Source organism: Marinobacter maroccanus (genome assembly GCF_002933275.1).
GTDB classification, from domain to species: Bacteria; Pseudomonadota; Gammaproteobacteria; order Pseudomonadales; family Oleiphilaceae; genus Marinobacter; species Marinobacter maroccanus.
The window spans coordinates 468115-489377 of sequence record NZ_PSSX01000001.1; the positions used below are offsets into that span (position 1 = coordinate 468115).

Sequence of the window (21263 nt, forward strand, 5' to 3'; positions counted from 1 at the left end):
TCTCCACGTTAGGGTTAATTTCTAGAATAAACAGCCTAGAATGGCGCTTCTGTGACAAAAAGCCTCCAGGATGCCCGAAATGACAACTGCCGAACTGGTTTTCTCTCAGGGCAGGCTGACCCTCAGCCGCCCGGGTACCGCTGATCCGACTCTGAGGGCGTGGGATGCAGCGGACGAGCTTCTGCTGGAGGCTGCTCTTGATGCCGCGGCCGGCTTTGATGAACCCCGGGTCCTGATCGTGGATGACCAGTTCGGGGCACTTGCGTTGGGGCTTTCGCGGTTTTCTCCCACCATCGTTGCCGACAGCGCTGTGTTGCCCGTCGCGTTGGCAAAAAATGTTTCATTCAATCCCGCTTTTCCTGTCGCAGAGCCGGTTTATAGCTGGATCAATCCGCCAGCGGGCCTATTCGATCTGGTGGTGTTGAGAATACCGCGCCAGGCTGACTATCTGGCCTGGTTGCTACGTTGGCTCAACGGCGTAATATCTGATTCCGGTGTGTTGCTGGCAGGGGGAATGATCAAGCATCTGCCGGCGAAAAGTGTCGAGGTTTTTGCCGAGGCGGTGCAGACGGAGCAGGTTTTGCCCGCGAGAAAAAAGGCGCGGGCAATTCGTTGCCGGAAAGGTGCTGCGAGTCTGGCGGGCTGGCCAGGTGCCTGGAAGGGGTATGCAGTAACCGGACGGAACGGCGACGTGGAAGTGGAGGCATTGCCCGCGGTATTCGCCAGGGAAAAGCTGGATATCGGCAGCCGCTTGCTTGTGCCTCATGTGGCGAAAGTGGCGTCGACTTTAAAGGCCGGCGACTCGGTGCTGGATCTGGCCTGTGGCAACGGTGTGCTGGGTCTGACGGCGCTGGCGGAAAGAGACGACTTACAGTTGGGTTTCAGCGACGTTTCAAGCCAGGCTGTGCTCAGCGCCCGCCATAATGTTGAACAGGCTTTCCCGGGGGCAAACGCTATTTTCTCGCACTGCGACGGCATTGATGCCGGCACGAACGCTTGCGACCTGATCCTTCTGAACCCACCTTTTCACGAGGGCGGTGTGGTCGGTGACCATATTGCCCTGCGGTTGTTTGAGCAGGCTTCGCAACACCTCAGGCCAGGTGGTCGTTTGCTCATGGTGGGAAATCGCCACCTGGGCTATCACCGAAGCCTGCGGCGCTATTTTTCTTCAGTGGAACAGCTGGATGCCAGCCCCAAGTTCGTGGTGTTCCGGGCTGGCAACCGCTGAAAGGTCCCATAAGTTAAAGCGTCGGTGCCGGGCGGTCGTAACCCATACGGGCCAGCGTGTCCACGATGGTCTGGGTCTGGCTGTCTATTTCGATGTTCACCCTTTGACCTTCTTCACAGGTGCCAAAGGTTGTCGCCCTCAGGGTCTCCGGAATCAGATGGATATTGAACCGATTGCCTCGAACTTCGCCGATGGTCAGGCTGGCGCCGTTGATGGCGATGTAGCCTTTGGGAAAAATGTAGCGTGTCCATTCGTCGGGCACTTCAAACCACAGGGTGACGTTGTTCTCTGGTCTTAGGATTTCGACAATCCGGGCAGTCGTATGAATATGCCCTGACAGCAGATGGCCGCCAATTTCATCTCCGATCCGGGCGGCCCGTTCGAAATTGACCTGGTCTCCGGTTTTCAGATCCCCCAGCGTGGTCAGTCTCAGGGTTTCCTGCATGGCATCGAAATAAAGCACGCTGTCTTCCTGGCGGGTAACGGTCAGGCAGGTGCCGTTAATTGCCACCGATGCGCCAATGGACACGCCGCCTGCTTTATCTGATGGCAGCCGGATAGCAAAAGTGCTCAGTCCGGGCTCGGCAGTGATGTCTTCGATGGCTGCAATGCCCTGGACAATGCCTGTGAACATAATCCTGACCTCGTTTGATGTGGTATGCGGTTGCCTTTCCGGCAGGACCGCCAAGGATAGCGAGCGGACTCATCAATGCCAAGGTGGAGGAGGGGAGAATTCAAGTATCCGATGAGACGGTCGATACCTGTTTAAACCCCTGATTCCGGACAATCTGCCATGGCTGAAAATCAGAGTAAGGCTGCTACCCAGGAGAATGCGCCGACGCAGGCCCCGGTACTGAGGCCGGGCCGGGCGGCCGATCCTGTGCCAGCGCCCGTTATGACGGATGCCCAGGCTCCTGCACCGGTATCAACCAGCCAGGCTACAGAAACTGCACCATCCGGTCAGGCGCCAGGCACCGGTCAAGAGCCTGATAAATCGTCGGACGGTGATGAGTCCCGAAATGCAGGTAGTCGCGGTACCGAGAGGGTGTTGGCCGAGTCCCGGCAACGCAAACTCCGGTTGATGCTGCGACAGTGCGACCGGGTGCTGTTGATGGACTTCGACCTGTTGGCCATGAACGGTTGGCCGGACAACTTTACAATGGCCGAGGCGCGTCGGGGGCGGGACCTCTGGTTGTTCAGTGCCTTGATTGCCGCAGTCATCTTTCTGAGCGGTCTGACCGGATTTGTGCCGGCATGGATTGCAGGCGGCGGCTTTGGTGCCTTCGTGATCATTCTGTTACTCGGGGTACCGGCGGTACGCAGAATCTACACCAGCAAGCCCTCGTATCTTGATCTGATCATGACCCGCCAGCGGATGCTCCGGGAGGCAAGGCAGCACGTTGCCCATCTGGAGGGCTCGGATGGCCTGATCTGGCAATGTGTCAGGATGGCCGATTTCAACCCTGCGCTGAAAAATACCCGGTTCAGTCACCTTCTGAGGTTGTCAGAGAACCGCAGCCTGTCCCGGCAGTTGACGCGTCGGGAGCATGTGCGTCTTTACCTGATCTATCTGCTGGAAGCAGAGAAAGCGTACAGCCGAGTTCAGAAAGCCTTTTTCGAGGGCAATCAGGAAGCGATTGATCAGGGATGGGAAGAGGTGGCTGCAGAGCCTGAGCCCAGAACTTGACACGGATGCGCTTCAAACGTATGTTTCAAACAGACGTTTGCTAGAGGCATTGATAACAAAATGGCGCAGTCTGATACCGTTGACAGGATTCTCGATGCAGCCGAAGAGCTGTTCGCCGACCGGGGTTTTTCGGAAACCTCGCTCCGAATGATTACCAGTAAGGCTAAAGTAAATCTGGCCGCTGTCAATTACCACTTTGGTTCAAAGAACGCCCTGATTCACGCCGTTTTCGCGCGCTTTCTGACGCCGTTTTCAGCAACGCTGGAGAACGCCTTTGATGAGCTTGAAGAGCGGTGTGATGGTAAACCGCCGACACTGAACCAGACACTCTGGGCGCTGACGGAAAGTGCGGTACGAATGCCCCAACGCAACGAGAAGGGGATCTCCATCTTCATGCGCCTGCTCGGGCTTGCCTACACCCAGTCCCAGGGGCATTTGCGCAAGTTTCTGGAACAGGAATACAGCGAGCCCTTCAGCCGTTTCATGCGGCTACTCAAGGAAGCGACCCCTCAACTGTCCTCTGTGGATCGATACTGGCGCATTCAGTTCATGTTGGGGGCAACGGCGTTTACCATGTCGAGCAGTGATGCGTTAAGGGATATCCTTCAGAACAAGTTGGGTGTGGAAACCACCGTCCAGGAAATTGCTGCCCGACTGGTCCCCTTCCTGGCCGCCGGCATGCAGGCAGAAGACGCCATGCTGATTCCGCCGGCCGGCAGCAAGGTCTCGGTTGCCTGAGTTCCTCTCTCTCGGTTAGGCTTTCTCTTTAACTCCAAGGGAGCCTGGCCGGTTTTGACGCATCCTGCATCACTCCGCATTGACATCGATCTGGACCTCCAGCGCCTGAGGCTTGAAGCCGAAGGCGGAGAGCTTGTTGCCTCCTATCCGGTTTCCACCGGGCTCAACGGGCCGGGTGAGAATGATGGCAGTGGCTGCACCCCTCGAGGCGAGCACTATATTCGCGCGAGTATTGGCGCCGGACTTCCAGTGGGAACGGTATTTCGTGCCCGGCGCCCGACAGGCGAAACCTATAGCTCCGAACTTGCCCGGCAACATCCTGAGCGTGACTGGATCCTGAGCCGGATTCTCTGGTTATGCGGCCGCGAGTGGGGCAAAAACAGGGGCCCGGGTGTCGATACTTTCCGCCGCTTCATATACATTCACGGCACACCGGACAGCGAGCCTATGGGAATGCCTCTGTCCCACGGCTGTGTGCGAATGCGTAATGAAGACATTATTGATCTGTTTGATCGCGTTGGTCCGGGAACCGCCGTTTCCATTCGATAAACCTACAAATACCAGAGGGATCCGATGATCGGGGATGTTATGGCCGTGGTGAATGGCTGGATCGAGAATTTCGGGCTTCTGTCTGAAGCCTGGCGCGTCGGAATTGTCGTTTTTGCGCTGGTTTTCGGAACGGCCACGGTGGCGTATATCGCCAGCCACATCATCGGCGCTCTGGAGCGTAAGTTCAGTCAGACCAAAAACCTCTGGGACGATGCACTATTGCATGCCGCCCGCAAGCCGGTGGTGGCGTTTGTCTGGCTGCAAGGGGTGTACTGGGCTGCAGAGGTGGCTCATCGCTACTCGGACGCAGAGGTCTTCAAGGTCAACGATTCGCTCCTGCAGCTCGGATTTGTGTTTGTGCTGGTGTGGGTTGTCCTGAGACTGATCAAGGAAGCAGAGGGGATTCTTGTTTCTCCTCTGAAAATGAAGCAGCCGATGGACTACACCACCGTTAACGCGGTGAGCAAGTTGTCGCGGGCAGTAGTCATCATTACTGCAGTGCTGATTGCTATGCAGTCCCTGGGCTACAGTATATCCGGGGTCCTGGCGTTCGGTGGCGTGGGTGGTATTGCCGTCGGCTTTGCCGCCAAGGACCTTCTGGCCAACTTTTTCGGTGGCTTTATCATCCACCTGGATCGGCCGTTCAAGGTCGGGGACTGGGTTCGGTCACCGGACCGGAACATTGAGGGCACGGTTGAGCATATCGGCTGGCGCCTGACCACCATCCGCACCTTCGACAAGCGTCCGCTTTATGTGCCGAATGCAGCGTTCACCACCATCGCAGTGGAGAACCCCTCCCGCATGACCAATCGCCGGATCTATGAAACGATTGGCATCCGGTATGCCGATGTCGGGCAGATGGCATGCATTGTTGACGACATCAAGACCATGCTGAAGCAGCATGAGGAGATCGACAGCGACCAGACCCTGATCGTGAACTTCCTGGCGTTCAACGCGTCTTCTCTGGATATCATGGTGTACACCTTCACCAAGACCACCCAATGGGTGCCGTTCCATGAGGTTAAGCAGGACGTGCTGCTGAAAATCAGCGACATTATTGAGGGTTATGGTGCCGAAGTGGCCTTCCCGACCCGCACCCTGCACCTTCCGGGCGGCGTGCGCCTGTCCGGATCGCAGTCCGATGAATCCTCGGATAAGCACGCGGAAGCTTCTTCCGGCAAGAATGCCGAGAAGTCGCAGAATCGTCAGACAACCGGAGATGTGGAAGACTCAGGAGATTCAGAATGACGTCACCGGAGAAAATGCACCCGGTTGGCATTATCGGCGGCACCGGCTTGACCACGCTGTCCGGCCTGGAAATCACCGGTGAAAAACAGGTTGGAACGCCGTGGGGAAATCCATCTGCGCCACTGATAGAGGGGCTGCTTGGCGATCAGCCGGTTACCTTCCTGTCGCGCCATGGTAATCCGCACCGTATTCCACCCCATCAGGTGAACTACCGGGCGAATCTCAAGGCTCTCTACGATGCCGGTGTCAGAACGGTGGTCGGTGTCAACGCCGTGGGTGGTATCCACCCGGATATGGGGCCTGCCCATGTCGTTGTTCCCGATCAGATTATTGATTACACCTGGGGTCGTGCCAGCACCTTCTTTGAAGGTGACCTGGACTCGGTGACCCACATTGATTTCACCTGGCCTTACGATGAGAGTGCGCGCCAGATTCTTATTGATGCTGCCGGCGCTGAAGGCGTGCCGTTTTCTGGTTTCGGAGTGTATGGCGCAACTCAGGGACCGAGGCTGGAAACCGCGGCGGAGATCATCCGGATGGAGCGTGACGGCTGTGATCTTGTGGGCATGACCGGCATGCCGGAAGCGGCTCTCGCAGCGGAACTGGGAATTCGCTATGTCTGTCTCGGGCTGGTAGTAAACTGGGCGGCCGGCAAATCCGACCACATTATTACCATGGAGGAGATTGAGGCGGCCATCGAGCAGGGAATGTCCGGTGTCAAACGGATTCTTGAGGTCTCAATGGCCGGCCTTGGGGTGCTTACTCCGTTGCCTCAATCTTCTTGAAGAACACCAGCACGCCGACAGTGGGGGAGTCCAGGAAATGGATTTCCTCGCTGCGCATCCGGCGGGTTTCCCGAATCCACGTCAATAGCTCCAGCGGGGCGGGCTCAGCCAGAACCGTAAGTTGCTGAGCTGCAGATTCACCGTCGGTGGCTGCGGCGGTTGTGTCCTGAGTGCCAGATGCCTCTGCGGGTGAGGGCGTTTCCTGGGACATGTCAGCCGCAGCGTCTTCAGGCAGCGCTGGAGCTTCTTCCGACAACTGCCAGTGGTTGAGATGAACATTGACGTGCAGGTAGCGTTGCCGGTCGATGGTAATGTGGCCTTCCACCTCCCGGGTGCGAGCTCCTTCGATCCAGTTTCCCGCTTCGACCCGTAAAGGCGTGCCCTCGTAATCCGGCGGAAATGCCTCGTACCAGCCCGCAGCCACGAGCACCCGGTACCGGCCGCTGCGCTCAAGTCGCGCCGCGGCGCTGGCAAGGCGGAGATCCTGCCGGGGCGCCAGTTCCAGGGTGGTTTGCGTGGTGCCATTCTCAAGTGCTGACCAGAGAACCTCTTCCGTATCCGTCGGCTCCTCTACCGTACGGCCAGACATCCGCTCATTCACGGCCTCGGGCTCTATGATCCGCTCAAGAATCACGATCTCGGCCCGGTAGTAGTCGCCGGGAATGGGGGTGCCGGGCTCAAGGGGTAAGGTTGCCCGGTCAGGCTGCTGGGCAACGCCCTGGACGGCATAGCTCAGCAGGAGGGCTGCCAGGATGGCCCGGGTCGGGTATCGGCACCAGCGAATTCCATCAATTTGCAAGGGTCGTACTCCACATGTTGGTCGGCCGTTCAAGAGCCGGATGCGTGACTCTTGGCAGGCTCCAACTCGCCAAGCATCCGGGAAATGCCGTCGAGTTTACCACCGGTTGTGGCATCCTTCAGCCGAAAACGGAAGCTGTTGGCACCTTCGAGCCGGTACTGGTCCGGTGCGGATTGCACTTTTTTAACCAGAACCAGCGGATCCACCGGAGTCGAGCTGCCAAACTCGAGCCTCGCCCATTCCTTGCCAGCATCCACTTTCACGATGCCCAGGGCGTCCGCCCGGAGCCGAAGTTCGGTCTGGCGGATCAGATTTTTGGCCGGATCCGGTAACAATCCGAACCGATCAATCATTTCAACCTGAAGTTCTTTTAATGCTTCCGGGCTGTCCACGCTGGCGATGCGCTTGTAAAGCATCAGGCGGTTATGGACATCCGGCAGGTAATCCTCAGGAATCAGTGCAGGAATTCTCAGGTTCATTTCCGTGCCGTGGCTCAGAGGCAGGTCGGCATTGGGTGTTCGGCCTTCCCGGATAGCCTTGACGGCTTCGTCCAGCAGCTGCATGTAGAGGGTGAAGCCGATGCTCTCGATCTGGCCGCTCTGTTCTTCACCCAGCAACTCGCCTGCGCCCCGGATTTCCAGATCGTGGGTAGCCAGCATGAAGCCGGCACCAAGGTCCTGCGCCTCCGAGATGGCGTCCAGCCGCTTTTTGGCGTCCGCCGTAATCGATTTAGGCGGCGGCGTCAGCAGATACGCATAGGCCTGGTGGTGAGACCGGCCCACCCGGCCGCGGAGTTGATGCAGCTGCGCCAGGCCGAATTTGTCCGCCCGCTCGATAATGATGGTATTGGCGCTGGGAACGTCGATACCGGTTTCGATGATGGTTGAGCACACCAGCACGTTGAAACGCTTGTGGTAGAAGTCCGACATGATCTTTTCCAGATCCCGCTCCCGCATCTGGCCGTGGGCTACGCCCACCCGGGCTTCGGGAATCAGCGTCCGGAGATCCTCGGCGGCTTTTTCAATGGTCGCCACATCGTTATGGAGGAAGTAGACCTGACCGCCACGGAGAATTTCCCGCAAAATGGCTTCCTTGACCATGGCGTTGTCTTTCTGGCGCACGAAAGTTTTCACGGAGAGTCGGCGTGCCGGGGGCGTTGCGATAATCGAGAGATCCCTCAGGTGCCCCATGGCCATGTTCAGGGTGCGCGGAATCGGAGTTGCGGTCAGATTGAGCATGTCCACTTCTGCCCGAAGCGCTTTCAGCCTTTCCTTCTGCTGAACGCCAAAGCGGTGCTCTTCATCGATGATGACCAGGCCAAGATTCTTGAACTTGATGTCGCCCTGCAGCAGTTTGTGGGTGCCGATGACGATGTCCGCCTTGCCATTCTCCACCGCCTCCAGAGCTTTGCTGGTCTGGCCAGCGGTGCGGAACCGGCTGAGTAGCTCGACCTGAACCGCGGTGTCCGAGAAACGGTCCCGGAAGGATTCGTAATGCTGTTGGGCAAGCAGGGTAGTAGGAACCAGAACCGCCACCTGTTTGCCAGACCATGTCGCCAGGAACGCCGCACGCATGGCGACCTCGGTTTTTCCGAAACCGACATCACCACACACCAGGCGGTCCATCGGTCGCTCACTGGTCATGTCCTCGAACACTGACTGGATGGCGACCTGCTGGTCCGGCGTTTCTTCGAACGGGAAGCCGGCGGCAAAAGCACGGTAGGCCTCCTTCGGATCCTCGAAGCTGAACCCCTTGCGCGCTTCCCGGCGGGCGTAGACGTCCAGCAGTTCGGCAGCGGTATCGCGGATTTTCTCAAGGGCCTTCTGCTTGGCTGTGCTCCAGCGATCCGTTCCCAGTTTGTGCAGCGGCGCATGCTCGGTGTCATTGCCTGCATAGCGGGAAATCAAATGCAGGCTGGATACCGGCACGTAGAGCTTGGAGCCGCCGGCGTACTCAAGCATCAGAAATTCGCTGGCTTCACCTTCAACAGTAATGGTCTCCAGGCCCCGATAGCGGCCCACGCCGTGGTCGATGTGAACCACCGGCGCACCAATCCGCAATTCCGACAGATCCCGGAAACCGGCATCGTCGGTTTCAGTGGGTTTTTCACGGCGGCGGCGCTGCAGTACCCGCTCTCCGAACAGGGCCGTTTCGGTAATCAGGGCGACGGAATGCTCGGGTAGCACCAGGCCTTGCTCCATTGGAGCAATGGTGATGGCCAGCGGGCTCTCTTTATCTTCAAGGAAGGCCTGCCAGCCAGAGAGGGTTTTCATCTCAACGCCCTGCTCGCTGAGGTTCTCCATCAGGGCTTCTCGCCGACCGGATGACTCGGCGCAGATCAGTACGTGGCCGTCGAACTCGCCGAGAAACCGCTTGAGACGGCCGGCAGGGTCTGCGGCTCGACCATCCATTGCGATATCCGGCAGGTTTCTGGTCGGGCAATTCACCGACCCGGCCGATTCGTGGATCTCTGAGGAGACCGTCACTCTCGGGAAGGCTTTCAGGTGTCTGAACAGCTCTTCCTGCTGCAGAAACAGGCGGGTGGGCGGAAGAATAGGCCGCAGGCGATCGTGGCGCCGGTCTTCGTACCGATTGCGGGTTTCGCTGTCAAAATGGCTGACCGCATCGTTCAGTCCGTCGGCGGTGAACACATGGGTCGCCCCGGGCAGGTAGTCAAACAGGGTTGCCGTCTCGTCGAAAAACAGTGGCAGGTAGTACTCGATGCCAGGCGGCGTGATGCCATGTGTGACGTCCTGGTAAATGGGGGTGTCCTTGTCGGCATCCGGGAACTGTTCGAACCAGCGGCTGCGGAAGCCGGAACGCGCCTCTTTATGCCAGGGGAATTCGAAAGCGGGCAGCAGCTCGATACGGTCAATGCGGTCGATCGAACGCTGGGTTTCGGGATCAAAGGTCCGGAGCGTTTCGATCTCATCATCGAACAGGTCAATCCGGTAGGGCTGGCTTGCGCCCATGGGAAAGATGTCCAGAATGGCGCCGCGGACCGCATATTCGCCGTGCTCGTAGACATTCTCGGCGTGCCGGTAACCCGCGGCCTCCAGCTGCATGCGCCAGTTCTCTATATCCAGGGACTGTCCCACTTCCAGGAGCAGAGTGTTGCCCTGCAGATAGTTAACCGGCGGCAGCCTGTGCATCAGCGTCCTTGCCGGAACCACCAATACGCCGTGGCTGGTTGACGGCAACCGGTGGAGTGTCCGGATTCGACGGGAAATAATGTCCTGATGGGGCGAAAACAGATCGTAGGGCAGGGTTTCCCAGTCGGGCAGTGAGAGCAGCTCCAATCCGTCATCGCTGACGGCCGGGCCATCCTCTTCCGGCGGCAGCCCGAGGAAGAAGCGCATGGCCTGTTCAAGGCGGATGGCATCGGCAGTGCTGCGGGTAATCACCAGAGTAAGGCCCTTGTGGGCGCGCGCACTTTCACAGATTGCCAGCGCGTCACTGCTGCCGTGCAATTGGCCCCATGTCCTGTGATCGGCCGGCCGTGACGGGAATTCCGGGGCAATCATAGATCGGGATGACGGGCGTGTGCTGGCACCTTGGCTCATGGGCGGTCGGGTTCTCCTGCTGTGGGTGTCCGGGCGGCGGTGTGGCGCGTATTCTAACGCTCGCGCTTGACACTGTCATGGCGCCGATGTTCGGGGCGACGTTTGCGTTACATTCAGAGGCGGGAGCTATACGAAGGTCATGGGCTGGCGTATTTGCGGTCGGCCGGATTAAATTGGATAATGTGCGCCCCAATTTCCAAGTGCCAACTGCAGAGGTCAAAGCGTGAGTCACGAACAGATCAATCAGCACCTGTCCAACTGGACAGAAAGAGAATCCACCGCGGAAGCCATGATTCCGCTGATCGGCCGCCTCTACCGCAAGAACAATGTGGTTACTTCTGTATACGGCCGCGCCATCATCAACCAGTCGGTTATCGATATTATCCGTGCCCACCGTTTTGTGCGCCAGGTTGAAGACAGCGAGCTCTCTGTTCACGACACCCTGCCGATTCTCCAGGCCATGGACAAGCTTGACCTGGGCCGCGCCCATGTGGATATCGGCAAGCTGGCGGTCAAGTTCAAAGAGGAAGGCGGCGATCTGACCGAATTCCTGAAGCGTGAAATTGGCCCGGTTGTGGGGCAGTACGCTGCCCAGTCCGAGGAGGATGCTAACAACGACACCAAAGACGTGGTTCTGTACGGCTTTGGCCGTATTGGTCGTCTGCTGGCGCGTATTCTGATCGAGAAGGCCGGTGGTGGTAACAACCTTCGCCTGCGCGCGATTGTGGTTCGCCAGGGCGGCGCGGAAAACGACCTTGAGAAGCGTGCCAGCCTGCTGCGCCGTGACTCCGTGCACGGACCGTTCGATGGCACCATCACCGTTGATGAGAAAGAATCCGCCCTGATTGCCAACGGCAACTACATCAAGGTGATCTATTCCGATGGTCCGGACAAGGTGGATTACACCGACTACGGCATCAATAATGCCATCGTTATCGACAACACCGGTAAGTGGCGCGATGAGGCAGGTCTTGGTCTGCACCTGAAATCCAAGGGTGTCAGCCGCGTTATCCTGACCGCGCCGGGCAAGGGCGATATCAAGAATATCGTTTATGGCATCAACAACGACTGGATCACCGACGAAGACAAGATCCTGTCAGCAGCCTCCTGTACCACCAATGCCATCACGCCGGTACTGAAGGCGATCGAAGACGAGTATGGCATCGAAGATGGTCATGTTGAGACTGTCCACTCCTACACCAACGACCAGAACCTTATCGACAATTACCACAAGGGAAGTCGTCGCGGACGCAGTGCCGCCCTGAACATGGTAATTACCGAGACAGGTGCCGCCAAGGCCGTTGCCAAGGCGCTGCCGGTTCTGAAAGGCAAGCTGACAGGCAATGCGATTCGGGTGCCGACGCCGAACGTCTCCATGGCGATTCTGAACCTCAACCTCAAGAAAGACGTTGATGTGGAAGGCGTGAACGACTATCTGCGGGATATGGCGCTGCATTCCGAGCTGCAGAAGCAGATCGACTTCGTGAATTCCCCGGAAGTGGTTTCCACCGACTTTGTCGGTTCCCGCCATGCCGGCATCGTTGATGCCCAGGCCACCATCGCCAGCGGCAAGCGCCTGATCCTGTACGTATGGTATGACAATGAGTTTGGCTACAGCGCTCAAGTAATCCGCGTGGTCAATCAGATGGCCGGCGTAAGTTACCCGATCTTCCCCAAACGTGCGAGAGACTGAGCAGATCGTACCGATCCGGTGAAGTAACGGTTCTCAAAACCCCGACAGCGATTGCTGTCGGGGTTTTTGTTTTTACGGCCAGCAAGCCGGGTCGTTTGGTTGTCGACGCGTAACCGGTTCTGGTTTCTGGTGGAAATAGGATTCCTTAATCTCTATAATTGGCGCGATTTTGGGTACGTCTGGCACTCCGTTTCTCATGGTTTTTCTGGGCCGCAGGTGTCGGACGTTACGAATCCATTGAAAAGTTTCTGATGATTGGATGAGGCTAATGATCAAGATCAAAAAAGGCCTGGATCTTCCCATCAGCGGCGCTCCCGAACAGACCATTACAGACGGCAAACCCGTTCGCCACGTGGCGTTGATCGGTTTTGACTACATCGGCATGAAGCCGACGATGGCTGTGAAAGAGGGGGACCGTGTCAAGCGCGGTACGCTGCTGTTCACGGACAAGAAGACCGAAGGCGTTCGTTATACGTCACCCGCCGCGGGCGTGGTGAAAGAGATTAACCGTGGTGAGCGTCGGGTATTCCAGTCGATCGTTATCGAAATCGATGGCGATGAGGCTGAGACCTTTGCGCGCTACAGCGAAGCGGATCTTGCCGGCCTGGAACGCCAGCAGGTAGTCGACAATCTGGTGGAGTCCGGGCTTTGGACGGCGTTCAAGACGCGGCCTTACAGCAAGGTTCCCGAGATTGATTCCGCTCCCCATTCCATTTTTGTGTCGGTCATGGACACCAATCCGCTGGCAGCGGATCCGACGGTCATCATTGGCGAGAACAGCCAGGCGTTCGAGAAAGGTCTTGAGATCCTTACCAAACTGACCACCGGCAAGGTGTTTGTCACTGGCAAGCCAGGATCCAACGTCGCGGTTCCCAAGACGGACGCGGTTGAGGTGCACCAGTTTGATGGCAAGCATCCGGCGGGTAATGTTGGTACCCACATCCATCATCTGGATCCGGTATCTGGCAGCAAGACGGTCTGGAGTATCAATTATCAGGACGTCATCGATATCGCCAAACTGTTTGAATCCGGGGAAGTGCCGGTCGAGCGTATTGTCGCGATTGGTGGCCCCAAGGCTCTGAAGCCTCGTCTGGTGCGCACCCGTCTGGGTGCCAGTCTTGAGGAACTTCTAGACGGAGAGGTTGCCACAGACTGCGAGATCCGGGCGATTTCGGGCTCTGTTTTCGGTGGTCGTCGCGGCGATGGCCCCTGTGCCTACCTTGGCCGGTTTGCCAATCAGGTATCGGTCCTTGAAGAGGGCAACAAGCGCGAGTTCATGGGTTGGCTGTCTCCGGGCCCCAACCGATTCTCGGTGCTGAATATCTATCTGTCGAAGTTGACCAGTGGCAAGCTTTTCAACTTCACCACCACTACCAACGGTAGTGAGCGGGCAATGGTTCCGGTGGGAGCCTACGAACAGATCATGCCTCTGGATATTCTCCCGACCCAGCTGCTGCGTTCGCTGATCGTTGGCGACACAGAGATGGCGCAGAAGCTTGGCGCCTTGGAGTTGGATGAAGAAGATCTGGCGCTGTGCACGTTTGTGTGCCCCGGCAAATATGAATACGGTCCGATTCTCCGCGAGAACCTGACCCGAATCGAGATCGAGGGCTAAAACGATGGCTATCAGACAGTTTCTCGATGGAATCGAGCATCACTTTGAAAAGGGTGGCAAGTACGAGCGCTGGTATGCGCTGTATGAGGCCGTGGATACCATTTTCTACACTCCCGGCAAGGTAACCTCAACCACTGCCCATGTGCGTGACGGCGTTGACCTCAAGCGCATCATGATCACGGTGTGGCTATGTACTTTCCCGGCGATGTTCTTCGGTATGTGGAACATCGGCTACCAGGCCAACAGTTTCCTGGCTTCCAATCCGGATGCCATGGTCGCTGACGGCGGCCTGCGGACTGCCTTTATTCAGGCACTTGCCATCACTGGTGCCGGTGCTGGTGTATGGGATAATTTCGTTTACGGTATGGCCTACTTCGTGCCCATTTACTTCGTGACCTTCGTGGTCGGTGGTTTCTGGGAAGTGCTGTTTGCCACCGTGCGTCGTCACGAAGTGAACGAAGGCTTCTTCGTTACCTCGGTGCTCTTTGCGCTGATCTGCCCGCCCACCATCCCGCTCTGGCAGGTGGCCCTGGGTATCACCTTCGGTGTCGTAATCGGCAAGGAAGTGTTTGGAGGTACCGGCAAGAACTTCCTGAACCCGGCCCTGACCGGTCGTGCGTTCCTCTACTTTGCCTATCCGGCGCAGATTTCCGGTGACACAGTGTGGACCGCGGTTGATGGTTTCAGTGGCGCCACGGCGCTGAGCTGGGCTGCAAGCGGTGGTCTGGAGGCCCTGGAAGCCCAGATTGGCTGGATGAGCGCTTTTATGGGCACCATTCAGGGTTCCATGGGTGAAACCTCAACCCTGGCGGTGCTGATCGGCGGTCTGATCCTGCTGGTCATGAAGATTGCCAGCTACCGGATTGTCGGTGGTGTACTGATCGGCATGATCGGCATGTCCCTGCTGCTGAACATTATCGGGTCAGAAACCAATCCGATGTTTGCCATTCCGGCGCACTGGCACCTGGTCATGGGCGGGTTCGCCTTCGGTATGATGTTCATGGCAACCGATCCTGTCTCCGCGGCGATGACCAATACCGGTCGCTGGTGCTTCGGCATACTGGTGGGCGTGATGACAATCCTGATCCGCGTGATCAACCCGGCCTTCCCGGAAGGCATCATGCTGGCCATCCTGTTCGCTAACCTGTTCGCGCCGCTGATGGACCATTACGTGGTTCAGGCCAACATCAAACGGAGGCTTGCACGTGGCTAAAGCTAAAGAAACTGTCTCCCGCACGCTGGTCGTTGCGCTGGTGCTGAGTATCGTGTTCTCTGTCGTGGTATCCACGGCAGCAGTTCTGCTTCGCCCGGCCCAGATCCAGAACCAGAACCTGGACATCAAGACCAATATTCTGTCTGCGGCCGGCATGCTGGAGTCTGGCTCCAGCGCCGAGCAGATCGAAGAGGCGTTCGCGCGCTTTGATGTCCGGCTGGTCGATCTGGACACCGGTGAATTCGTCGAGCCTTCCGCTGTGGGTGTCCAGGACCCCATGAAGTACGACATGTACAGGGCTGCTTCGGACCCCCAGATGTCCACCAACATTCCGTCTTCTGAAGACAAGGCCGGTATCAAGCGCCGACCGAATGTTGCCAAGGTCTACACCATGAGTGAGGGCGACCAGCTTACCCGCGTGGTTCTTCCGATCCACGGTTATGGACTCTGGTCCACGCTTTATGGCTTCATTTCCCTCGAGGGGGATCTGAACACCATTGAAGGTCTCGGCTTCTATGCGCATGCAGAAACTCCGGGTCTTGGTGGTGAAGTGGATAACCCGCGCTGGAAGCGCCAGTGGGTTGGCAAGGAGGTCTACAATGAAGACCGTTCCGAGCCTCAGGTGCGACTGGTCAAGGGCGGCGTCAGTGCCGATGCGCAGGGCAAGGAGCATAAGGTTGATGCTCTCTCCGGCGCGACACTGACAAGCCGCGGCGTTGAGCAACTGGTCAACTACTGGATGGGCGACCGCGGGTACGCGCCGTTCCTGCAAAAACTTCGTGAAGGGGAGGTCTGATCATGGCAGATGCATCAGCCAAACAGGTTCTCTTCGAACCGATCTTCAGCAATAACCCGATTGCCCTGCAGATCCTGGGCATTTGTTCAGCGCTGGCGGTTACCACCAGCATGAACGTAACACTTGTTATGTGTGCGGCGGTTATTGCCGTTACCGCATTTTCCAACCTGGCGGTATCCCTGGTGCGCACCCAGATTCCGGGCAGCATCCGGATCATCGTGCAGATGACCATTATCGCCTCTCTGGTAATCGTGGTTGACCAGGTGCTCAAGGCTTATGCTTACGAGATTTCCAAGCAGCTCTCGGTGTTCGTTGGTCTGATTATCACCAACTGCATCGTTATGGGTCGCGCGGAAGGCTTCGCCATGAAGAACGGCCCCTGGCTGAGCTTCCTGGACGGCGTTGGTAACGGTCTGGGCTACTCCGTACTCCTGATCTTCGTTGCCTTCTTCCGCGAGCTTCTGGGTGCCGGCTCCCTGTTCGGTGTTTCCCTGATGCCGGTGGTCAACGAAGGTGGCTGGTACATTCCGAACGGTCTGTTGCTGCTGCCGCCGAGTGCGTTCTTCATTATCGGCCTGGCAATCTGGGGTCTGCGGACCTGGAAGCCGGAGCAGGTTGAAGAGCCGGACTATAAAATGTCCCGCCATGTTGCCAAGGAGGCCTTCTGATGGAACATTATATCAGCCTGATTCTGAAGGCTATTTTCGTTGAAAACATGGCGCTGGCCTTCTTCCTGGGGATGTGTACTTTCCTGGCAATCTCCAAGAAGATCGAAGCCGCAACCGGTCTTGGCATCGCCGTCGTGGTCGTGCTGACTGTCACCGTTCCGGTGAACAACCTTCTGTATAACAGCATTCTGCGGGAGGGTGCCCTGGACTGGGCTGGCCTGCCGAATGTAGACCTGAGCTTTCTTGGATTGCTGACGTATATCGGTGTAATCGCGGCGATTGTCCAGATTATGGAAATGGTACTGGACAAGTATATCCCAGCGCTCTACGCCGCTCTGGGTGTGTTCCTGCCACTGATCACGGTGAACTGCGCCATTCTGGGTGCCTCGCTGTTCATGGTGGAGCGTGACTACACCTTTGGCGAGAGTGTGGTGTATGGCTTCGGCGCCGGCCTCGGCTGGGCCCTGGCAATCATTGCCCTGGCGGGTATCCGTGAGAAGCTGAAGTACAGTGACGTTCCGGAAGGCCTCCGCGGCCTGGGTATCACCTTCATTACTGTTGGTCTGATGTCCCTGGGCTTCATGTCCTTCTCCGGCATCTCACTGTAATTCACCCGGTGATTCGGTTTAACGAAAAGGCGAGACCATGAATACAGAAATTATTCTCGGCGTGGTCATGTTCACCGTTATCGTACTGGCCCTGGTCGCAGTGATTCTTGCGGCCCGATCCAGGCTGGTAAGCACCGGTGATGTGACCATTGAGATCAACGATGATCCCGAACATACGCTGAAGACCGAAGCCGGCGGAAAGCTGCTCGGTACTCTGGCGAACAGTGGTATTTTCCTGTCCTCTGCCTGTGGCGGCGGCGGTACCTGTGCGCAGTGCAAGTGCAAGGTTCTGGAAGGCGGCGGTGCCATGCTGCCAACGGAAAAGACCCACTTCACCAACCGTGAAGAGAAAGAAGGCTGGCGCCTGTCCTGTCAGGTTCCTGTAAAACAGGACATGAAGGTGGAAGTGCCGGAAGAGTTCTTCGGCGTCAAGAAGTGGGAGTGCGAGGTTGTCTCCAACCACAACGTGGCCACCTTCATCAAAGAGCTGGTGCTCAAGCTGCCGGAAGGCGAGGAAGTTGACTTCCGGGCCGGCGGTTACGTTCAGCTCGAGTGTCCTCCCTACGAGATCGACTTCAAGGATTTCGATATTGAGGAAGAGTTCCACGAAGACTGGGACAAGCACAACATCTGGCGCTACAAGGCGGTAAACAAGGAGGAGACCATCCGGGCCTATTCCATGGCGAACTACCCGGAAGAGAAAGGTGTTCTCAAGTTCAACATCCGTATCGCCACGCCGCCTCCAGGCACTGACCACAATCCGGGCATCATGTCGAGCTATGTGTTCAACCTGAAGCCGGGCGATAAGGTCACCGTTATGGGGCCGTTCGGTGAGTTCTTCGCTAAGAAGACCGACGCCGAAATGGTCTTCATCGGTGGTGGTGCCGGTATGGCGCCCATGCGTTCCCACATCTTCGATCAGCTCAAGCGTTTGAACTCCAAGCGCAAGATCAGCTTCTGGTATGGCGCGCGAAGTGTTCGCGAGATGTTTTACGTGGAAGATTTCGACGGGCTGCAGGAAGAGAACGACAACTTCGAGTGGCACGTTGCGCTTTCCGACGCGCTGCCCGAGGATAACTGGGAAGGACCTACCGGCTTTATCCACAATGTGTTGTACGAAAACTATCTGAAGGACCACCCGGCTCCGGAAGACTGTGAATACTATATGTGTGGGCCCCCCATCATGAACGCGTCCTGCATCAAGATGCTCAAGGATCTGGGTGTTGAGGACGAAAACATCATGCTGGATGACTTTGGAGGCTAAGCAGTCCTGATGACATTCCGCATGGTACGACCCGCCAGGGTGGCCCTGGCCAGCGCTTTTATAGCGCTGGCCTTTGCCGTTCTGGCGGGTTGTTCGTTTCAGCCAGAAGAAAAAATCTGGGAAATCTCCGGCCCTGTTTTCGGAACCAGTTACCACATTAATGTCGTATTGACCGGGGATCAGGAGAAGCTTGAAACTCTGGCCAGTGGCATTGACGAGGTGTTAGAAAGCGTTGACGCGTCTATGTCGACCTGGCGTGAGGATTCAGAGCTGTCCGTTTTCAATCAGCGAACCGACCAATCCGAATGGATTTCGGTCTCAGCCGGCTTGTTTGAGGTTCTCAAAAAAGCCAATGAGATTTCCAGGCTGACCGATGGCGCCTTCGATGTAACGATCGGGCCGGTTGTGAATCTATGGGGGTTCGGGCCCCAGGCGCGGCCGGAGCAGATTCCGTCGGAAGAATCGCTCGCCAGGGCGCTTGCCGCCACTGGCTTCGAAAAGCTCGAACTGCGGGCAGATCCGCCCGCCGTGCGTGCGACACCACCGCAATATGTGGATCTGTCGGCCATTGCCAAAGGCTATGGTGTGGACGCGGTGGCCCGCTTCCTGGAAAGTGAAGGCGTAGAGGCTTACCTGGTGGAGATCGGTGGAGAGGTTCGGGTCAATGGCCGTAAACCGGACGGCAGCACCTGGCGCCTGGCAATTGAACAGCCGGTGTCCGAGAGGCGCGAGGTAAACCGGGTGGTGGCACTGGATTCACGCGCTATGGCGACATCCGGCGATTATCGTAACTATTACGAATCGGAAGGGCGTCGCTATTCCCATACAATAGACCCTGCCACTGGTGAGCCAATTGCACACAAGCTGGCATCGGTCACCGTTATCGCCGACGACTGCATGACAGCAGACGCCCTGGCGACCGGCTTTAATGTGATGGGCTACGAGCGAGCCAATGAGGTCGCGGTGAGGGAAAATATCCCGGCCTATTTTATTGTCAGGACGGAAGAAGGCTTCGAGACGCACCAGACGCCGGCTTTTTCGTCCTACGTGACTCAATGAGGGGAGGGCAACATGGGTACCTTTCTTTTGGTTTTGTTTATTGTAGTGCTGCTGGTTGCAGCCATGTCCATCGGCGTAATTCTGGGGCGCAAGCCCATTAGTGGAACCTGCGGCGGGATTGGCGCGCTCGGTATCAGCCAGTCCTGTGATATCTGCGGTGGTAATACCCAGAAGTGCGAAGAGGAAAATGAGCGGTTGGCCAGCGAAGGTAAAGAGCCCGACGCTCTGGCTTACGACGCGAGCAAGACCAGCAAGCACTGATCTGTTTCTGACAATTACAATCATCTTTTCACGACGTAGATAAGGAGTCACTGCGCGCATGGCAGAACATCATTACGACGTCGTCGTTATCGGCGCCGGTCCGTCTGGCGAAGGCGCGGCGATGAATGCGACGAAACACGGCAAGCGTGTCGCGATCATCGAGGATAAGCCTACCGTTGGCGGGAACTGCACTCACTGGGGCACCATCCCGTCCAAGGCACTGCGTCATTCTGTCAAACAGATCATTACCTTCAACACCAACCAGATGTTCCGGGATATCGGCGAGCCTCGCTGGTTTTCGTTCCCCCGTGTGCTTCAGAACGCCCAGAAGGTCATTGGCAAACAGGTCAAGCTCCGGACCCAGTTCTATTCGCGAAACCGGGTTGATCTGATCAACGGTCGGGCCTTTTTTATCGATCAGAACCGCATAGAGGTCCGTGGTAGCAAGTCCTCGGAGACCCTGCATTTCAAACAGGCGATCATTGCCACCGGTTCCAGGCCCTATCTGCCGCCGGACGTGGATTTCCGTCACCACCGAATTTACAACTCAGACACCATTCTGAACCTGTCCCATACCCCCAGAACCCTGATTATCTATGGCGCTGGCGTTATCGGTTCAGAATATGCCTCGATTTTTGCCGGGTTGGGCGTGAAGGTAGATTTGATCAACCCGGGTAGCCGTCTGTTGTCCTTCCTGGATGACGAGATCTCCGATGCCCTGAGTTATCACTTGCGCAATAACGGTGTTCTCGTGCGTCACAATGAGCAGTATGAGACGGTTGTGGGCGATGACCATGGTGTGGTGCTGTCGCTGCAGTCCGGCAAGAAAATCCGCGCAGATGCATTCCTGTGGTGCAACGGGCGCAGTGGCAACACCGAGAAACTGGGTCTGGAGAACATTGGCCTGGTGCCCAACGGCCGCGGCCAACTGGCCGTCGACGAGCATTACCGCACTGAGGTGGAAAACATCTACGCCGCGGGCGATGTGATCGGCTGGCCGAGTCTGGCAAGCGCTGCCTACGACCAGGGCCGCTCGGCGTCGTCGGATATTGTTGACGATGAGTACTTCCGCTTCGTTTCAGATGTGCCTACCGGGATCTACACCATTCCGGAAATCAGTTCCGTTGGCAAAACCGAGCGTGAATTGACTGAAGCCAAAGTGCCCTATGAGGTTGGACAGGCGTTCTTCAAGGATCTCGCCCGGGCCCAGATCACCGGAGAAGCCGTGGGCATGCTGAAAATCCTGTTCCACCGGGAGACCCGCGAGATTCTGGGTATCCACTGTTTTGGTGACCAGGCAGCAGAAATCGTCCACATCGGTCAGGCGATCATGAATCAGGAAGGGGAGGCCAACTCTCTGAACTACTTCATCAATACCACGTTCAACTACCCGACCATGGCCGAAGCCTACCGGGTTGCGGCATTGAATGGCCTGAACAGAATTTTCTGATAGATACTGAAGACGGGGTCAGATGAAAGCTCTCATCTG

At 57.3% G+C, this 21263-nt stretch carries 19 protein-coding genes; 16 read left to right on the plus strand and 3 right to left on the minus strand.

The features are described from left to right. Nucleotides 1–79: 79 nt before the first annotated feature. On the plus strand, nt 80–1228 hold the full coding sequence (locus KEHDKFFH_RS02155; RefSeq protein WP_104320384.1) for a class I SAM-dependent methyltransferase: 1149 nt from the start codon (nt 80–82) through the stop codon (nt 1226–1228). A gap of 13 nt (nt 1229–1241) precedes the next feature. Here the strand turns inward: KEHDKFFH_RS02155 and KEHDKFFH_RS02160 are convergent, their stop codons facing one another. Next, nucleotides 1242–1862 (minus strand): riboflavin synthase subunit alpha, encoded by a 621-nt coding sequence (locus KEHDKFFH_RS02160; protein WP_104320385.1) that lies wholly within the window; start codon nt 1860–1862, stop codon nt 1242–1244. Nucleotides 1863–2021: 159 nt separating this feature from the next. On the opposite strand from KEHDKFFH_RS02160, the gene KEHDKFFH_RS02165 reads away from it, so the two are divergent. The 5 genes from KEHDKFFH_RS02165 to KEHDKFFH_RS02185 all read left to right on the plus strand — a co-directional run bounded on the left by KEHDKFFH_RS02165 (nt 2022) and on the right by KEHDKFFH_RS02185 (nt 6235). After that, nucleotides 2022–2915, plus strand: coding sequence for a hypothetical protein (locus tag KEHDKFFH_RS02165; protein ID WP_104320386.1), 894 nt, complete (start codon nt 2022–2024; stop codon nt 2913–2915). Between the two features lie 60 nt (nt 2916–2975). Next, nucleotides 2976–3653 carry a TetR/AcrR family transcriptional regulator gene (locus tag KEHDKFFH_RS02170; protein WP_104320387.1) on the plus strand — a complete coding sequence of 226 codons (678 nt, stop codon included), beginning with the start codon at nt 2976–2978 and terminating at the stop codon, nt 3651–3653. An 84-nt stretch (nt 3654–3737) separates the two neighbouring features. Further along, nucleotides 3738–4202, plus strand: coding sequence for a L,D-transpeptidase family protein (locus KEHDKFFH_RS02175; RefSeq protein ID WP_422385676.1), 465 nt, complete (start codon nt 3738–3740; stop codon nt 4200–4202). A gap of 24 nt (nt 4203–4226) precedes the next feature. After that, a complete protein-coding gene (locus tag KEHDKFFH_RS02180; protein ID WP_104320389.1) occupies nt 4227–5450 on the plus strand; it encodes a mechanosensitive ion channel family protein in 1224 nt (407 codons plus the stop codon). Further along, a complete protein-coding gene (locus tag KEHDKFFH_RS02185) occupies nt 5447–6235 on the plus strand; it encodes an S-methyl-5'-thioinosine phosphorylase (protein ID WP_104320390.1) in 789 nt (262 codons plus the stop codon). The genes KEHDKFFH_RS02180 and KEHDKFFH_RS02185 overlap by 4 nt, the downstream gene beginning before the upstream one ends. On the opposite strand, the gene KEHDKFFH_RS02190 is transcribed toward KEHDKFFH_RS02185, so the two are convergent. Continuing rightward, nucleotides 6210–7034 (minus strand): CsiV family protein, encoded by an 825-nt coding sequence (locus KEHDKFFH_RS02190; protein ID WP_104320391.1) that lies wholly within the window; start codon nt 7032–7034, stop codon nt 6210–6212. The genes KEHDKFFH_RS02185 and KEHDKFFH_RS02190 overlap by 26 nt on opposite strands. Nucleotides 7035–7063: 29 nt before the next feature. Then, nucleotides 7064–10597, minus strand: a complete 3534-nt coding sequence (gene mfd / locus KEHDKFFH_RS02195; protein WP_104320392.1) for a transcription-repair coupling factor — start codon at nt 10595–10597, stop codon at nt 7064–7066. A 238-nt stretch (nt 10598–10835) separates the two neighbouring features. On the opposite strand from mfd, the gene KEHDKFFH_RS02200 reads away from it, so the two are divergent. From KEHDKFFH_RS02200 to sthA, 10 genes are all read left to right on the plus strand, one after another. Next, nucleotides 10836–12290, plus strand: a complete 1455-nt coding sequence (locus KEHDKFFH_RS02200; RefSeq protein WP_422385677.1) for a glyceraldehyde-3-phosphate dehydrogenase — start codon at nt 10836–10838, stop codon at nt 12288–12290. 268 nt (nt 12291–12558) lie between these two features. Further along, the gene (locus KEHDKFFH_RS02205) at nt 12559–13905 is read left to right on the plus strand and encodes a Na(+)-translocating NADH-quinone reductase subunit A (RefSeq protein ID WP_104320394.1); all 1347 of its coding nucleotides are present in this window, start codon (nt 12559–12561) and stop codon (nt 13903–13905) included. A 4-nt stretch (nt 13906–13909) separates the two neighbouring features. Beyond that, on the plus strand, nt 13910–15118 hold the full coding sequence (locus KEHDKFFH_RS02210; RefSeq protein WP_104320395.1) for an NADH:ubiquinone reductase (Na(+)-transporting) subunit B: 1209 nt from the start codon (nt 13910–13912) through the stop codon (nt 15116–15118). Continuing rightward, nucleotides 15111–15914 (plus strand): Na(+)-translocating NADH-quinone reductase subunit C, encoded by an 804-nt coding sequence (locus tag KEHDKFFH_RS02215; RefSeq protein WP_104320396.1) that lies wholly within the window; start codon nt 15111–15113, stop codon nt 15912–15914. The genes KEHDKFFH_RS02210 and KEHDKFFH_RS02215 overlap by 8 nt, the downstream gene beginning before the upstream one ends. 2 nt (nt 15915–15916) lie before the next feature. After that, a complete protein-coding gene (locus KEHDKFFH_RS02220; RefSeq protein WP_008175066.1) occupies nt 15917–16582 on the plus strand; it encodes an NADH:ubiquinone reductase (Na(+)-transporting) subunit D in 666 nt (221 codons plus the stop codon). Next, nucleotides 16582–17190, plus strand: coding sequence for an NADH:ubiquinone reductase (Na(+)-transporting) subunit E (nqrE, locus tag KEHDKFFH_RS02225; RefSeq protein WP_104320397.1), 609 nt, complete (start codon nt 16582–16584; stop codon nt 17188–17190). Before KEHDKFFH_RS02220 ends, nqrE begins: the two co-directional genes overlap by 1 nt. A gap of 37 nt (nt 17191–17227) precedes the next feature. Beyond that, nucleotides 17228–18454 (plus strand): NADH:ubiquinone reductase (Na(+)-transporting) subunit F, encoded by a 1227-nt coding sequence (nqrF, locus tag KEHDKFFH_RS02230; protein WP_014577567.1) that lies wholly within the window; start codon nt 17228–17230, stop codon nt 18452–18454. 9 nt (nt 18455–18463) lie between these two features. After that, on the plus strand, nt 18464–19513 hold the full coding sequence (locus tag KEHDKFFH_RS02235; protein WP_104320398.1) for an FAD:protein FMN transferase: 1050 nt from the start codon (nt 18464–18466) through the stop codon (nt 19511–19513). Between the two features lie 12 nt (nt 19514–19525). After that, complete coding sequence (gene nqrM, locus KEHDKFFH_RS02240; RefSeq protein WP_104320399.1) at nt 19526–19774, plus strand: (Na+)-NQR maturation NqrM; 249 nt, start codon at nt 19526–19528, stop codon at nt 19772–19774. Between the two features lie 58 nt (nt 19775–19832). Beyond that, a complete protein-coding gene (gene sthA / locus KEHDKFFH_RS02245) occupies nt 19833–21224 on the plus strand; it encodes a Si-specific NAD(P)(+) transhydrogenase (protein ID WP_104320400.1) in 1392 nt (463 codons plus the stop codon). The last annotated feature ends 39 nt before the right edge of the window (nt 21225–21263 follow it).